This is a genomic window from Aurantibacter aestuarii (assembly GCF_003008425.1).
Classification (GTDB): Bacteria; Bacteroidota; Bacteroidia; order Flavobacteriales; family Flavobacteriaceae; genus Aurantibacter; species Aurantibacter aestuarii.
The window spans coordinates 631,216-645,612 of sequence record NZ_PXOQ01000007.1 but is presented as its reverse complement, the minus strand read 5'-3'; the positions used below and the strand labels follow the sequence as shown (position 1 = coordinate 645,612).

Annotated in this window: 13 protein-coding genes; 7 read left to right on the top strand and 6 right to left on the bottom strand. The window is 33.6% G+C overall.

Going from position 1 to position 14,397, the window contains the following annotated elements; all coding sequences use genetic code 11:
* Nucleotides 1-2: 2 nt before the first annotated feature.
* From recJ to C7H52_RS04145, 6 genes are read left to right on the top strand one after another with little or no spacing between them, the layout of a single operon-like run.
* On the top strand, nt 3-1,697 hold the full coding sequence (gene recJ, locus C7H52_RS04170) for a single-stranded-DNA-specific exonuclease RecJ (RefSeq protein WP_106462626.1): 1,695 nt from the start codon (nt 3-5) through the stop codon (nt 1,695-1,697).
* 4 nt (nt 1,698-1,701) lie between these two features.
* The gene (locus C7H52_RS04165; protein WP_106462625.1) at nt 1,702-2,826 is read left to right on the top strand and encodes an OmpA family protein; all 1,125 of its coding nucleotides are present in this window, start codon (nt 1,702-1,704) and stop codon (nt 2,824-2,826) included.
* A complete protein-coding gene (locus C7H52_RS04160; RefSeq protein ID WP_106462624.1) occupies nt 2,823-3,905 on the top strand; it encodes an OmpA family protein in 1,083 nt (360 codons plus the stop codon). The genes C7H52_RS04165 and C7H52_RS04160 overlap by 4 nt, the downstream gene beginning before the upstream one ends.
* A 53-nt stretch (nt 3,906-3,958) precedes the next feature.
* Nucleotides 3,959-4,969: an OmpA family protein gene (locus C7H52_RS04155; RefSeq protein WP_181256202.1), complete on the top strand. Its 1,011-nt coding sequence runs from the start codon at nt 3,959-3,961 to the stop codon at nt 4,967-4,969.
* 51 nt (nt 4,970-5,020) lie between these two features.
* Nucleotides 5,021-6,262 carry an MFS transporter gene (locus C7H52_RS04150; protein ID WP_106462622.1) on the top strand — a complete coding sequence of 414 codons (1,242 nt, stop codon included), beginning with the start codon at nt 5,021-5,023 and terminating at the stop codon, nt 6,260-6,262.
* Between the two features lie 12 nt (nt 6,263-6,274).
* The gene (locus C7H52_RS04145; protein ID WP_106462621.1) at nt 6,275-7,081 is read left to right on the top strand and encodes an ion transporter; all 807 of its coding nucleotides are present in this window, start codon (nt 6,275-6,277) and stop codon (nt 7,079-7,081) included.
* Here the strand turns inward: C7H52_RS04145 and C7H52_RS04140 are convergent.
* Both C7H52_RS04140 and C7H52_RS04135 read right to left on the bottom strand, forming a co-directional pair.
* Complete coding sequence (locus tag C7H52_RS04140; RefSeq protein WP_106462620.1) at nt 7,071-7,829, bottom strand: UDP-2,3-diacylglucosamine diphosphatase; 759 nt, start codon at nt 7,827-7,829, stop codon at nt 7,071-7,073. The two genes, C7H52_RS04145 and C7H52_RS04140, sit on opposite strands and share 11 nt — an antisense overlap.
* Nucleotides 7,830-7,958: 129 nt before the next feature.
* Nucleotides 7,959-8,411: a 6-pyruvoyl trahydropterin synthase family protein gene (locus tag C7H52_RS04135; protein WP_106462619.1), complete on the bottom strand. Its 453-nt coding sequence runs from the start codon at nt 8,409-8,411 to the stop codon at nt 7,959-7,961.
* An 80-nt stretch (nt 8,412-8,491) separates the two neighbouring features.
* On the opposite strand from C7H52_RS04135, the gene C7H52_RS04130 reads away from it, so the two are divergent.
* Entirely contained in the window at nt 8,492-9,133 is a 642-nt protein-coding gene (locus tag C7H52_RS04130) for a 2OG-Fe(II) oxygenase (protein WP_106462618.1), read from the top strand.
* Nucleotides 9,134-9,219: 86 nt separating this feature from the next.
* Here C7H52_RS04130 and C7H52_RS04125 read toward each other — a convergent pair whose 3' ends face one another.
* The 4 genes from C7H52_RS04125 to C7H52_RS04110 are packed head-to-tail and all read right to left on the bottom strand — an operon-like array spanning nt 9,220 to nt 14,396.
* On the bottom strand, nt 9,220-10,545 hold the full coding sequence (locus tag C7H52_RS04125) for an MATE family efflux transporter (protein ID WP_106462617.1): 1,326 nt from the start codon (nt 10,543-10,545) through the stop codon (nt 9,220-9,222).
* Entirely contained in the window at nt 10,545-11,840 is a 1,296-nt protein-coding gene (locus C7H52_RS04120; RefSeq protein ID WP_106462616.1) for a phenylacetate--CoA ligase family protein, read from the bottom strand. The genes C7H52_RS04125 and C7H52_RS04120 overlap by 1 nt, the downstream gene beginning before the upstream one ends.
* Nucleotides 11,837-13,537: a C45 family autoproteolytic acyltransferase/hydolase gene (locus C7H52_RS04115; RefSeq protein WP_394336010.1), complete on the bottom strand. Its 1,701-nt coding sequence runs from the start codon at nt 13,535-13,537 to the stop codon at nt 11,837-11,839. Before C7H52_RS04115 ends, C7H52_RS04120 begins: the two co-directional genes overlap by 4 nt.
* Nucleotides 13,512-14,396 (bottom strand): cupin-like domain-containing protein, encoded by an 885-nt coding sequence (locus C7H52_RS04110; RefSeq protein ID WP_106463069.1) that lies wholly within the window; start codon nt 14,394-14,396, stop codon nt 13,512-13,514. The genes C7H52_RS04115 and C7H52_RS04110 overlap by 26 nt, the downstream gene beginning before the upstream one ends.
* Nucleotide 14,397 lies beyond the last annotated feature (1 nt).

The window sequence follows — 14,397 nt, the reverse complement described above, 5'->3', positions numbered from 1 at the left end:
ATATGCGTTGGACGCTTAAAGCCAAACCCGAAAAACATAAAATCAATCATTTAAAAAATGTTTTAAATGTTGAAGAAAACGTGGCAACACTGTTAATCCAAAGAGGTATTGAAACGTTTGAGGAGGCTAAAACATTTTTTCGTCCGCAGTTAAGCGATTTACATGATCCTTTTTTAATGAAAGACATGCAAAAAGCTGTTAATCGTATTGAAAAAGCACTACAAAACAATGAACGAATTCTGGTTTATGGCGATTATGATGTGGACGGAACGACTTCAGTAGCTTTAATGTCAAGTTACCTAAAAACCCATTCCGACAACATCTCGAGTTATATTCCGGATCGTTACCAAGAAGGTTATGGGGTTTCTTATCAAGGAATCGATTTTGCGCACGACAACGAGTTTAGCTTAATTATAGCTTTAGATTGTGGTATAAAAGCAATTGAAAAAGTAGCCTATGCCAAAGAAAAAGGCATCGATTTTATTATATGCGACCACCACAGACCAGGAAACCAAGTTCCAAACGCAATTGCGGTTTTAGACCCCAAACAAGACGATTGTAATTACCCTTACGATGAGCTTTGTGGTTGCGGTGTTGGTTTTAAATTAATTCAAGCCATAGCTTCAACAAAAGGAGAAACTATTGAGGATTTAATTCCGTATTTAGATTTAGTGGCGACCGCAATTGGTGCAGATATTGTACCCATAACTGGGGAAAACCGAACTCTAGCTTATTTTGGTATGCAGGTTGTTAATCAAAATCCGAGAGCTGGTTTTAAAGCCATCATTAATCAAATTAAAAAAAATACACTTACCATTACCGATGTGGTTTTTATTATTGCGCCACGAATTAATGCTGCCGGACGTATGAAACATGGCATGTATGCGGTGGATTTACTCACACAAACCAATTTTGAATTAGCCGAGCAATATGCGGGCGAAATAGAAACTTTTAATAGCGATAGACGAGATGCCGACAAACAAATTACTATTGAAGCTTTACAGCAAATTGAAGAACAAAAAGAACAGAAACGCTTTACTACTGTTGTTTATAACGAAAACTGGCATAAAGGCGTTATTGGTATTGTGGCTTCTAGACTCATAGAAACTTATTATCGTCCCACGTTAGTGTTTACTAAAAGTGGCGAGTTTTTAGCTGCTTCTGCACGTTCGGTTTCTGGTTTTGATGTCTATAACGCACTCGAAGCTTGTTCTGAACATATTGAACAGTTTGGCGGACATAAATACGCGGCAGGTTTAACCTTAAAACCTGAAAATTATGAGGCTTTTAAAAACGCTTTTGAAGCTGAAGTTAAAAACACTATTAACCCCAATTTACTAACGCCAGAATTAAAAATTGATGCGCAAATTAATTTAAGTGAAGTAGATGATAAACTCATGCGCATTTTAAAACAATTTGCGCCATACGGACCCGGAAATATGTCACCCATTTTTATGAGCGAACAACTACAAGATACCGGTTATGGCAAGTGTGTTGGCGAAGACGATAAACATTTACGTATTACAGTTAAAGATGATTCTACCAAAAATAGCTTAGTCTGTATTGGTTTTAATTTGGGCCATAAATTAGATGTAATTAAAAATAAACAATTCTTTAGAGCTGCCTATTCTGTAGATGAAAACGAATGGCAAGGTCACGTAAGTTTACAATTAAAGCTAAGAGATATAAAAGCATAAAATTATGAAAATCTTCTTTACACTTGTTTGTCTCATTCTTTTTGGGCATATCCATGCTCAAAATCTGGTTAAAAACCCGAGTTTTGAAGAAGCACATAAAGGTCCGTTATCATATGGCGAATTTCATAATAACGTATGGTCTTGGTCAAGTCCAAATTTAGGGACACCAGATTATTTTTCTATTAGAAGCCGAGCTATGAATGCTAGAAATTATCGTGGCAATCAAGACCCAAAAACAGGCGATTGTTATGCAGGTATGTATTTGTTTGCAGTAAAAAATGGTAATTCCTACAGAGAATACGTTCAGGTAGAATTACAGAACAAGTTGAAGAAAAACACAACCTACAAAGTATCATATCATATTAGTTTGGCTGAGTTTTCAAGCCATAGCGTAGATACTGTACACACCTTATTTACAGCAGAACGAACTGGCGGACTTAAAAACGAATCGACTTTATTTGGCAAAAAACATGAAGGTCCAAAATTAAAAGATGGCGTTTTAGAGTTAGACACCTTAAAAAATAATTCATTTTCAAAAGAAACTTATTATTTAGCAAACGGACCTCAACTCATGTACGATTGGATAAAAGTTGAATTCTTATATAAAGCATCAGGTTTTGAGCAATTTATGGTGGTTGGTAACCTAAACACTAATAAAAACACCAAAGTAACCCAACATAGAGCTATAGAGCAACGTGCGTTTGCCTATTATTATTTAGATGAAGTAGAAATTATTGAAGTGGAATCGGCTCCAGTTGAAGATGAACAAATCACATTTCAACCTGAAAAAACCTATACCTTCAAAAATGTGTTATTCGATTTTGATAAAGCCGAATTATTAGACGTGTCTATTGAAGAATTAGATAAATTATATCAACATTTAGAAGAAAACAAGACTCTAAACATAACTATTTACGGACACACAGACAACGTTGGTTTAGATAGCAGAAATAAAGAATTATCTGAACAACGTGCCAAAGCAGTGTCTAATTATTTTATACAAAAAGGCTTAAACCCAGAACGTATAAAATGGTTTGGCTTTGGTGCAGATGCTCCTTTAACCACAAACGATACCGAAGAAAATAGAGCTAAAAACCGACGTGTGGAGTTTAAATTAAAAGCTGAATGAGAATTTTAAACATATTATTTTTATTAAGTGTTGGTTTCTGTTATGGTCAGAATTTGGTAGTGAATCCAAGTTTTGAAATATGCAAATCTACTCCAGAGTCAATAGGACAATTCGATTTCTTAGTAACATCATGGAATTCTCCAAACTACGGATCTACCGATTATTTTAAAGGAAGTAGCAAAACTCAAGGATTTCTTAATTACAGAGGGTTTCAAGAAGCTAAATCAGGGAATTCTTACGTTGGTTGTTATCTATTATCCGAAGATAATTATAGAGAATATATTCAGGGAAAGCTCTCGTCTATCTTAGAATTTGATACTGAATACACGATTTCATTTTATATTAGTTTAGCAGAAGAGTCCATGCTATCCATAAAAAATATTGATATTATGTTAGTTTCGGAAAATGCCTCAGACTATGAATATGGTACTTTTATTGACATCAATTTAAAAAAATCGGAATCAACATTATTAAAAACCAATTCAAAGCAATTTTACTCAGACAAAATGAACTGGATTAAAGTGTCTTCCACTTACAGGGCGAGAGGTTTTGAAAAATATTTTATAATCGGAAATTTTAATTCTGATAAAAACACAGTAACTAAAAGAGAGCCAAATTTCAAAAAAAAGAAAGATCATTTTGCCTATTATTACATTGACGAAATATCGGTAATTGAAAATAAAACCGCTACTATCGAAGATAAGAAAACAATTGAGATCCTAACATTTCAACCTGAAAAAACCTATACCTTCAAAAATGTGTTATTTGATTTTGATAAAGCCGAATTATTAGACGTGTCTATTGAAGAATTAGATAAATTATATCAACATTTAGAAGAAAACAAGACTCTAAACATAACTATTTACGGACATACAGACAATGTTGGTTTAGACAGCAGAAATAAAGAATTATCTGAACAGCGTGCCGAAGCAGTGTCTAATTATTTTATACAAAAAGGCTTAAACCCAGAACGTGTAAAATGGTTTGGTTTTGGTGCAGATGCTCCTTTAACCACAAACGATACCGAAGAAAATAGAGCTAAAAACCGACGTGTGGAGTTTAAATTATCTAATAAATGAAATTAAATTATTTGATTTTTTTGTTGAGCTTTAGTTTCTGCAGTGCGCAAAATTTGGTTAAAAATCCAAGTTTTGAAGAATTTAAGTTTTGTCCAGAAAACAATAGTCAATTTAATAATAATGTAATTAGTTGGTCTCTACCTAATAAGGGAACGAGTGATTATTATAATACATGTAGTACTTTTTTAAACGATAAAAACCCTCATGGATATCAAAATCCACAGCATGGAAACGGATATGCTGGTATTGTTGTTTATTATGAAAACATGCGTAATACACTTAAAGATTACAGGGAATATATACAAGGTGAATTAAAAGACACATTAATAAAGGACAAACGCTATGTTGTGAAAATACGCATAAGTTTAGCAGATAAAGCCAATTTTACAATTAACGAGTTGGCTTTAGTATTAACCAATCAAGCCATAAGTTCGTCAAAGGATTCTTATATTGATATAAACAATATTACAATAGATAGTTTTACTTACAAGAAAGTGAATTTCAAATACAAGCCATTTTATCATATAAAAGATAGGTGGATGACTTTGGAAAAAGAGTTTGTAGCTAGTGGTTTTGAAAAATTTTTATGCTTTGGAAACTTTAATTCAGATTTAAAGACCGAAAAACTAAAAATTGACAAGCATTTATTTCCTATAGAAAGCTATTATTATATTGATAATATTTCTATAGAGCCAGTATCTTTATATACTTTTCAGCTTGAAAAAACTTACACCTTCAAAAACGTGTTATTCGATTTTGATAAAGCGGAATTGTTAGACGATTCTATTGAAGAATTAGATAAATTATATCAACATTTAGAAGAAAACAAGACTCTAAACATCACAATTTACGGACATACAGACAATGTAGGTTTAGATAGCAGAAACAAAGAATTATCTGAACAACGCGCCGAAGCGGTTTCTAATTATCTAATTAGCAAAGGATTAAACCCAGAACGTATAAAATGGTTTGGTTTTGGCGCAGATGCTCCAATAACTACCAACGACACCGAAGAAAACAGAGCGAAAAACCGACGTGTAGAGTTTAAATTAACAGAAAAATAAGATTAAGTTGTCTGGTCGAGCGTAGTCGAGACCTATTTTAATAAAACACAAATGCCAAAAAAAGATCCATACCAAGCCTTAAGATTTAAGGAATTCAATATTTTTTTAATGGTTCGATTTGCATTAGTATTAGCGTGGTCTATGCAATTTGTCGTCATAGAATGGCAGGTGTATAGTTTAACCAAAAATCCATGGTCTTTAGGTTTAATTGGTTTAATGGAAGTTATTCCTGCGGTAGGCTTAGCTTTATTTGCGGGACATATTGTAGACCAAAAAGAAAAACGAACGCTACTTATTAAATGTATATTGGCTTTTTTACTTATTAGTACGGGTTTATTTTTTATAACTCTTCCGGAATATGCAAGTTTAGATTCTAGCCTATATGTTATTTATGCCTTAGTATTTTGTGGTGGTTTAGTTCGCGCATTTATTAGTCCCACTATATTCTCGCTTCTAGCATTGGTTGTGCCCAGAAAAGTCTACACCAATGCGGCAACGTGGAGCAGTTCTACTTGGCAAATGGCATCGGTTTTAGGTCCAGCCATAGCGGGTTTTGCTATTTATAAAATTGGCGTGCATTGGTCTATGAGTTTAATTGTAGTTTTTGCACTTATAGCACTAATAGCTTTATTAAATATTGAAAAGAAACCCATCCATAACCCTAAAATTGGCGAGCCTATTTTTAAAAGTTTAAAAGAAGGCGTTCTGTTTGTAAAAAATGAGAAAGTCATTTTAGGCGCTATAACTTTAGACATGATTGCGGTACTTTTTGGTGGCGCAGTTGCCTTATTACCTGTTTTTGCACAAGACATTCTGGAAGTTGGCTCTAAAGGTTTCGGATTTTTACGTGCTGCTCCCGCGGTTGGCGCTTTTATTACCATGATTATTTCGGCATATATGCCTTTAAATAAAAATGCCGGTTACAAATTATTAGCAGCTATTTTTGGATTTGGCGTGTGTATTATTGTTTTCGGTCTGTCTGAGGTTTATTGGATTTCTATTTTAGCTTTATTTTTTAGTGGCGTAACAGATGGCATTTCTATGGTTATAAGACAAACCATTATGCAATTAAAAACCCCAGACGCTATGCGTGGTCGCGTATCTTCTGTAGAAAGTATTTTTACTGGAAGTTCTAACGAGCTTGGCGCGTTTGAAAGTGGTTTAACTGCAAAATTGATGGGTACCGTTACTGCGGTAGTATTTGGTGGATGTATGACCCTAATTACGGTAGTTTCTACAGGGATTGCTTTTCCTAAATTAAGACGATTGAATTTGGAGGAAGATGATAAATAAAATGATATAAATATGAGTTTTAAAAAAGATGTCTACTTACTATTTGATGACAAAAAAGGAACAAAAAAAGGTGATGCCTTTTTGGAATACTTTATTTCATCTTTAATAATTCTTAATGTAATTTGTATTTTCTTAGAATCTTATAAAGATATAAGGATACGTTTCAAAGACGTTTTTTATTCTATTGAGATTTTTTCAATAGTGTTTTTTACTATTGAATATATTATTAGAATATGGGTTTCTGATTTAAAATATCAAAATTTAACACCTTTTAAAGCTAGAATAAAATACATTTTTTCATTTTTAGGATTAATCGATTTGATATCTATTCTACCATTTTACTTACCATATATTATCAAAATTGATTTAAGAGTGGTGAGGGTTTTAAGGCTTTTCAGATTGTTAAGAATTTTAAAACTAAATCGTCACTCAAGGTCAGTTAAAATGATTGGAAAAGTATTAAAAAACACTAAAAATGATATTCTAGTAACTATCTTCATGGTTTTTATTCTATTAGTTTTGTCATCTACGTTGATGTACAGTATAGAAAATGAAGCTCAACCTGAGGCATTTGAAAACATAGGACAAGCTTTATGGTGGGCAGTTGCCACTTTGACGACTGTAGGCTATGGAGATATTTATCCTATAACTGGTTTTGGTAAATTCTTAAGTGGAATTATTGCACTGTTAGGAATAGGTATAGTAGCATTACCTACTGGAATAATAAGTTCGGCTTACATTGAAGAAGTTCAGAAAACCAAGAAAAAAGCAATTTGTATAAAATGTGGAGAGCAAATAGAGAAAAAAATTATCCCTTAAACTCCTTCAACTCTAAAACATTTCCATCAAACACTCCATAGGTGTAATACTGAATCCAATCGCCAAGATTAATGTATTTAGAAGTGTCGTTAATTGAAATTTCTAAAGGTAAATGTCTGTGTCCAAACACGTAATAATCGCGGTGTTGTTGACTTTCTTTACGCTTGCAGTATTGAACTAACCACTCATTATCTTCACCTAAAAACTTAGCATCGTCGTCTCCAGAAATGAGTTTGTTTTTAACGCTCATATACTGCGCTAATTTTACGCCAATATCTGGATGCAACCAATTAAATAACCATTTGCTTAATGGATTGGTAAACACCTTTTTCATGCGTTTATAACCTTTATCGCCTGGACCTAAACCATCGCCATGACCTATTAAAAAAGTTGTATTGTTAAACGTAAAATCCTTGGGTTTATGAAAAACCTCAATATTAAGTTCGGTTTTAAAATAGTCACGCATCCACAAATCATGGTTACCTACAAAGAAGTAAATAGGAACACCTGAGTCTGAAATTTCGGCAAGTTTGCCTAAGGTTCTGGTAAAGCCTTTTGGGATTACAGTTTTATACTCAAACCAGAAGTCGAATAAATCTCCCAACAAAAAGATAGCAGCTGCATCGTGTTTGATATGATCTAACCAAGCCACAAATTTTTTCTCTCGCGGTAATGACTGCTCCATGGTTGGTGCGCCTAAATGATTATCGCTAGAGAAATAAATTTTTTTGCCTTCTGGTATTTGCATGAGGTAAATGTAGGAAATTTATAGGTTTATTTTTTTGCGTTAGTGATGGAAGCGGGATCCTTTTTTTGCTTTAGCAAATGGCAAAAAAAGATTTAGCGTACAGCACGACCTTTAGGTAACGCCATTATTCTATTCATTATCGCTTGCAAACCACTGTGCGAAGCTACTTTCGGTTTCCTGTAATTTAAGGGAATGTAAACTGATGTTTTCTGGTAAACGTTGTTTAATTTTCTCGGCAAAGTCAATAACCATCATCTCACTGGTTGGTTGATAATCTACCAGAAGCACTGTGTGACCGCGATCTTTAAGTTCTTTTGCCAGATCTACGTGTGGTGTGTTTTTGTTAAACACAGTAGCGTGGTCAAACACATCTACAATTTCTTCTTTTACAATTTTTTTTAGGTCTGTAAAATCTATAACCATTCCAAATTTCACATGGTTTTGGTCGCTAATTGGCGTTCCTATTACCGTAACATTTAACTTATAACTATGTCCGTGTACATTTTTACACTTCCCGTCGTAACCATACAACGCGTGCCCGGTTTCGAAAGAGAACTTTTTTGTGATGCGAATTTGACTCATTTTTGCTTGTTTACGCTACAAAGGTAAATATTTTGGCTTAGCAATTTTTTTTTAGCCTACTTTTGATTAAAATTATTTATATGGCAGAACTTTTTGAGCAATTAGATTTTGTTATTAATGAGCAATACGAAACTATTATTAAAGATATTGCGACTAAAAAGTATAGTATTGTTGAAGATTTTTTCTCGGCTGAACAAGTTGCTACTTTACGTGAGGAACTGCTTATAAAATATGAAGCTGAAAGTTTTAAGAAAGCTGCCATAGGAAACCGTGTTAACGAAGTAGTTGCCAAATATATTCGAGGTGATGTGATTTTATGGATGGACGAAAAAACAGCAAATTTTAGAGAACTTCCATTTTTTAATAAGCTGAATGATTTGATTGCCTACCTTAATAAAACATGTTTTATGGGGATATTGCACAAAGAGTTTCATTATGCCATTTATCCAACAGGGACGTTTTATAAACGCCATATCGATACTTTTCAAAATGATGACCGCCGAAAACTCTCCTTTGTTTGTTATTTAAACGATGAGGATTGGCAACCTGAAAATGGTGGTGAGCTGGTGTTGTATTTAAATGAAAATAACCAAGAAACCGAAAAAGTCATTTATCCTTTTCCTGGTCGAGTGGTAATTTTTGAAAGTCAAATTATAGAACACGAAGTAAAACCAGTTAATACAAAACGTTTAAGTATAACAGGTTGGTTAAAGACGCGTTAGTTATCTTTTATTACGCATGCGGTTGTAAAAGTAAATGATAATTAAAACCAATGCTAGTATAGCGAATAATGAATTTCCCATGATGTTTATTTTATTAGTGGTATAAAATCGTGTCTAAATTTAAGAATTAATGGTAAACCTCTTGCTACCATCCATAAAGTAAATGCAATAAAAATTGCATAAAGTTTAAAATCGTAAAGATCTAAGACGTAAAGCACAGGTATAAATACTAAAAATGTAGATCCTAAAAGGACGTTTCTAAGGTATTTCATTTTTCCCATTCCTTTAAACATCCCATCAAAAATAAAGGCAACTGCAGCTATAGGCTGCATTGCTAAAACCAGCCAGAATACGGTTTTAAATTCGGTTAACACTTGTGGTTCTTTTGTGAAAATTAAACCAATATAATTATAAGCTACAAAACCAAATGCAGCAATAACAAGACCTAACACAATACCGCATTTTATAAGTTTATGACTTAATTGTAATAAATGCTTATAGTTTTTTTGTCCCAATAAACGTCCCGATAAAATATTACCTGCACTAGCGTATCCATCTATTAAAAATGCTCCTAAAAACCATAAGTTTATAGCAATAGTGTAAGCTGCAATATAATTTTTACCATAGCTTGTGGCAAAACTAGTTGCAAAATATAATGCGGCGTTTAAAGCTAATGTACGCACAAACAGGTTTAATATCATAAGTACAAAATCCTTAATTTTAGGATTAAATGGAAACCTCAACCTTAAGGTAATACTGGTTTTTTTGTACAAATAATAGGTTGCCATTAAAGCCATAGTGGCTTGTGAAATAATACTTGCATACGCTGCACCTTTTATATGAAAGGCAGGCGTGACACCAGAAATACCATTAACTAAAACTAAATCTAACGCCACATTTAACACGGCTCCAGTAATGGCTATTAACATAGGAAAATAGGTGTTTTGCAAACCTCTAAACACTCCAAATACAGCAATAACATATAAGGTAAAAGGAAAACCAAACACACGAATTTTATAATAATCCACACTAAAATCCAACACCAGATTTTCTGCATTGTAAAGCTGGAAAATCTGTATAGCTAAAGGATACGTTGCGATAATAATCAGTACACTTAAACTGGTGATAATAAAAATAGCTTGCGCTGGTAAATCTTTTAAATTTTCCAGATTATTTGCGCCTAAAGCTTGAGAAAGTAAAGATGAAATAGCACTTCGCGTTTGACCCAAAACCCATATTAACATAGATAAAAAGGTAGACACAATTCCCACTGCTGCTAATGACTCTACAGGATTTACGACTACATTTCCTACTACTGCTGCATCGGTTAAAGATAATATAGGCTCTGAAATTCCGGCAATTAAGGCTGGAATTGCGAGTTGATTAATTCGTCTTAGTGAAATATCTGCCATTAAAATTGCTTACGATAGTCTAAAATAGTTACAGGTTTTCTGCCGCCTTTACTTTGTTTAAGTTTAAATAAATCTTCTGCAGACGCCAACTCAATTTTTGGAGTTACTCGCAATTTAGATTTTAAAACATTAATTAGTTTTTCTTTTTGATCTTCAGATGGGTTTTGCAATAGTGTTTTTATAATCACCTCATCCAAATCTAATCTGGAATGGTGAATTTCGATGACATAATCTATAACAAACTCTACATCGTTTAACACATTTTGAATGGCTGGAGGATAAAGAGTTGTGCCTTTTAACTTAATCATTTGTTGTTTACGTCCAAAAACCGGACTTAAACGCAAGGTTTGTCTTCCACAAGAGCAAAACTTGGTATGCGCTTTAACCATATCGCCTGTCTTGTAACGCAATAATGGCATGGCTTCTAAACCTAAAGTGGTAATGGTTAGCTCGCCAACTTCACCCGGTTTTACCGTTTCATTTTTTTCGTCTAAAATTTCTACAATCACTAATTCCGGATGATGATGTCCGCCTTGTTGGACTTCACATTCTGTAAATGCAGTTGCCATTTCGGTAGAAGCGTAAGTTGAAAACAGCTCCACATTCCAATTTTCTGTAATTTTTTTACCTAAAGCATTTAACGAAAAATCGTCCTGACGAATAGGTTCACCAATGCAAATAATGCGTTTTATACTGGTTGCATTTAGGTTGAAGTTATTTTGCAGCGCAAATGCTTTTAATTTAATTAAAAATGAAGGTACTGCGATTAAATAATTAGGCTCAAATTTTAAAATACTATCCCAATGCTGTGCGGGAGATGCAATACCTAACCTTATAATTCCTGCGCCAATTTTTTTTGCTCCTAAAAAATACGCCAAACCTGCCATAAAACATTTGTCTATAGTGGTCATGAGCTGCAACACATCGGTTTTGGTTACTTGTGCGGTTGCAAAAGAAATGGCTTCGTTATAGGCTAAACGCTCTAAATCGTTTTCAGTTAAAGGAAAAAAAACAGGTTCGCCTAAGGTTCCAGAAGTGGTATTATAATCTACAATTTCCGTTTTATCCACACATATAAAATCGGTATTATGGCGTTGTAAATCGGTTTTAGTGGTTACAGGAATCTGTTGTAAATCTTCAATCGTTTTAATTTCAGAAATTGAAATGTTATTAGATTTAAAAAGTGTTTTGTAAAACTTAGATTTAGCGTCTAAATACTGCAAAGCTTCAGCTAACTTCTGCTCCTGAAAAATTTTAATGGCTTCAACCGATTGTGTTTCAATGTCTGGAATCATTTTTTAGCTTTTCGGTTCGATTTTTTTATGAGTTTCTCTAAGCGTTCTTCATCTAAAAGCGTGGTAACTTCTTTGGTTTTAGAAGTTTCAAAATAAGATAAAGCTTTTGCGTACTCTTTTTGATTATAATAATGCAAACCTACTAAATAATATGCTTTCCAATACTCTGGATTCAGGTTTATAAATGCTGAAAAGTCTTGAGTGGCACTAACTGTATTGTTTTCTAATTGCTGCTCTAAAAGACGTTCTTGTTTGCGGTAAGCTTCATAGTGTCTGAAGGCTTCCGTGTTCACAAAATCATCTTTGGAAATAACCCAATCTGCGTTATAAATATTTTGGTCGTTTGAAATATGAAACGATTCATCAAAAACCGTATGTAAATCGTAAGCCACAAATGCTCCTAACTGATACGGATTACTGGAAACCCAAACTTTTAAATCTTTAGGCTGAAACACAATACCATGATGAGCTAACAACTGATTTAACGCTTTTTCGTTACCAAAACCAATGTGTTTATCGTTTAAACCTTTGGTGTCTCTTAGAATTTCTACTGCCTTTTCTGGATTGATTTTATCATGATTTTCCAATAATTGTTCTGCTCTTTCGTAGCGATATGCGGTATGACTTTCTTTAATGGTTTTTAAATTTCTGTTATCTTTTGCATAAGCATCACTTTGAAAATGATTAGAACAGACCAATTCACTTGAATTTTCGACTTTATAAACGCCAAAATTCTTTGGAGATACTTCTATTAAAACCGCGTTATTAGATTTAGAACTTCCAACTAGTATAGATTCGGAGACAAAAACCTCTCGTTTTTTTGCAATTTCAATAGCTTCTTCTATCGTACTCGCATACTGAAGGATTTCTCGGGTTAAAATGGAAATTGGTGTTTTTGCTACTAATGGAATTTTAGATTTTCCAGCATTTATAGTTACCGTTAAACCTTCCACATTCATCCCAGAAACCACGCCAATCATTCCGCCCCAAGTAACAGACATAAACGCATAACCTTGATCTGGTTTTACAAATGCAATCATTTTATTTTTGGCAAAATCGTCTCCTGCATAAAAATCGAAATTACGCCCAATCAATAAATTGCCATCTTCAGTTTTATCGTCCCAAACCGCAAAAGACGTACAACCTACCAAAGCTAAATCTTGTAAGGCATGACCAATATCGTGAGCGCCATGTAAATATAACGAGCGTAAATATGGCGTTGCAATACCATTAAAATCTTCCGAAGCATAGCGCGATACGCCATAAATTTCAGCTTTAAACTCATTAGGAATGTGTTTGTATATTTTTCGGTTATACCAGTGCAAAAATTTCTGTAAGAATTTCTGTTTGCCTTCACTTGGAACTAAGGTTTTAATTTTATCGAAAAACACTTTTTCCTGTGTGTACATTAAATCTTTGGTTAATACTCCAATATCTAATCCGCGTTGGTAAGCGTTTCCTTCCACATATAACTCGTAAAGCCCAAACTTGTTTTTAGTTAAAAAGCTTTTATTTACTTTAAACGTAGAATCGTTTATAAGTGTTTTTTCTACTGTATTGGTTGTGTAAGAACTTAAGTCAGGTTGATGTTTTAGTGATTTTTTTACTCCACAAGAACTTAACATAAAGGTTGCAAAAACAACCGTTATTTTAAAGAGAAAAGCGCTGGTTTTACTGATTTTTAAATTCCTTTTCATAGCGTTTGTTCACTCGTTTTATGGTATTGGCTTCTTTATTATCCACCCATTTCTGACCTTGAATACGTCGCATGATATTTTCGAAAGTACGCATAAAAACAAGGTTTTTAAACAACTTAGCTAAACCTTTTACAGTTCTTGGAAAAGCCCGAAGCGTAATGGAAAATCCGCCATTTTCGTAAGTAATATAATGCCAGTAACCACTTGGCATGTAAAGCGCATCGCCATGATTCATTTCGGCATGTAAACCATGCGCTTGTTTTAGCATTGGATATTTTTCAAAATCGGGATTATCCATATCTATACATTCTAAATTATGTACCGTGTAAGGTACTTTGTATAAATATTGTGCTTGGTCTGGTGCAAAAAGTGTGACATTTTTAGTCCCATGAAAATGAAAGTGAACCAAATCGGCTAAATCCATATCGTAATGCGCTAAAACTTTCGAGCCTTTCCCGCCAAAAAACATAACCGGTAGTTTTTTGAAAAACTTTAATCCCATATCCGGATAGCTAAAATCTTTGGTTAATTCCGGCATTTTTTGCAATACATTATAAAAAAACATACGCAAATCTGTAGGTTGCGTTTTAAGCAACTCGATATAATCGTATAGTTTCATTTTTTTTGCAGGCACTACAGAATTAGTGCGTCCTTTTGTAGGTTCGTTATTATAAAGTGGCACAATCTGGTCGCCAGCTTTACTTTGAATATAATCTAAACTCCATGTATTATAAGCTGGCCATGATTTGGCTAAATCTTCAATAATCACCGGTTTTTGAGGCTTAAAATAATGCGTGATAAAATCTTCTTTAGAAATTGATTTTATTCTTGGAATTTCTGTGGTTTTGATACGTTCCATA

Coding starts and splice junctions, on each gene's coding strand:
- recJ (WP_106462626.1), top strand. CDS start 3: ATGCGTTGGACGCTTAAAGCCAAACCCGAAAAACATAAAATCAATCAT.
- C7H52_RS04165 (WP_106462625.1), top strand. CDS start 1,702: ATGAAAATCTTCTTTACACTTGTTTGTCTCATTCTTTTTGGGCATATC.
- C7H52_RS04160 (WP_106462624.1), top strand. CDS start 2,823: ATGAGAATTTTAAACATATTATTTTTATTAAGTGTTGGTTTCTGTTAT.
- C7H52_RS04150 (WP_106462622.1), top strand. CDS start 5,021: ATGCCAAAAAAAGATCCATACCAAGCCTTAAGATTTAAGGAATTCAAT.
- C7H52_RS04145 (WP_106462621.1), top strand. CDS start 6,275: ATGAGTTTTAAAAAAGATGTCTACTTACTATTTGATGACAAAAAAGGA.
- C7H52_RS04140 (WP_106462620.1), bottom strand. CDS start 7,829: ATGCAAATACCAGAAGGCAAAAAAATTTATTTCTCTAGCGATAATCAT.
- C7H52_RS04135 (WP_106462619.1), bottom strand. CDS start 8,411: ATGAGTCAAATTCGCATCACAAAAAAGTTCTCTTTCGAAACCGGGCAC.
- C7H52_RS04130 (WP_106462618.1), top strand. CDS start 8,492: ATGGCAGAACTTTTTGAGCAATTAGATTTTGTTATTAATGAGCAATAC.
- C7H52_RS04125 (WP_106462617.1), bottom strand. CDS start 10,545: ATGGCAGATATTTCACTAAGACGAATTAATCAACTCGCAATTCCAGCC.
- C7H52_RS04120 (WP_106462616.1), bottom strand. CDS start 11,840: ATGATTCCAGACATTGAAACACAATCGGTTGAAGCCATTAAAATTTTT.
- C7H52_RS04115 (WP_394336010.1), bottom strand. CDS start 13,537: ATGAAAAGGAATTTAAAAATCAGTAAAACCAGCGCTTTTCTCTTTAAA.
- C7H52_RS04110 (WP_106463069.1), bottom strand. CDS start 14,396: ATGGAACGTATCAAAACCACAGAAATTCCAAGAATAAAATCAATTTCT.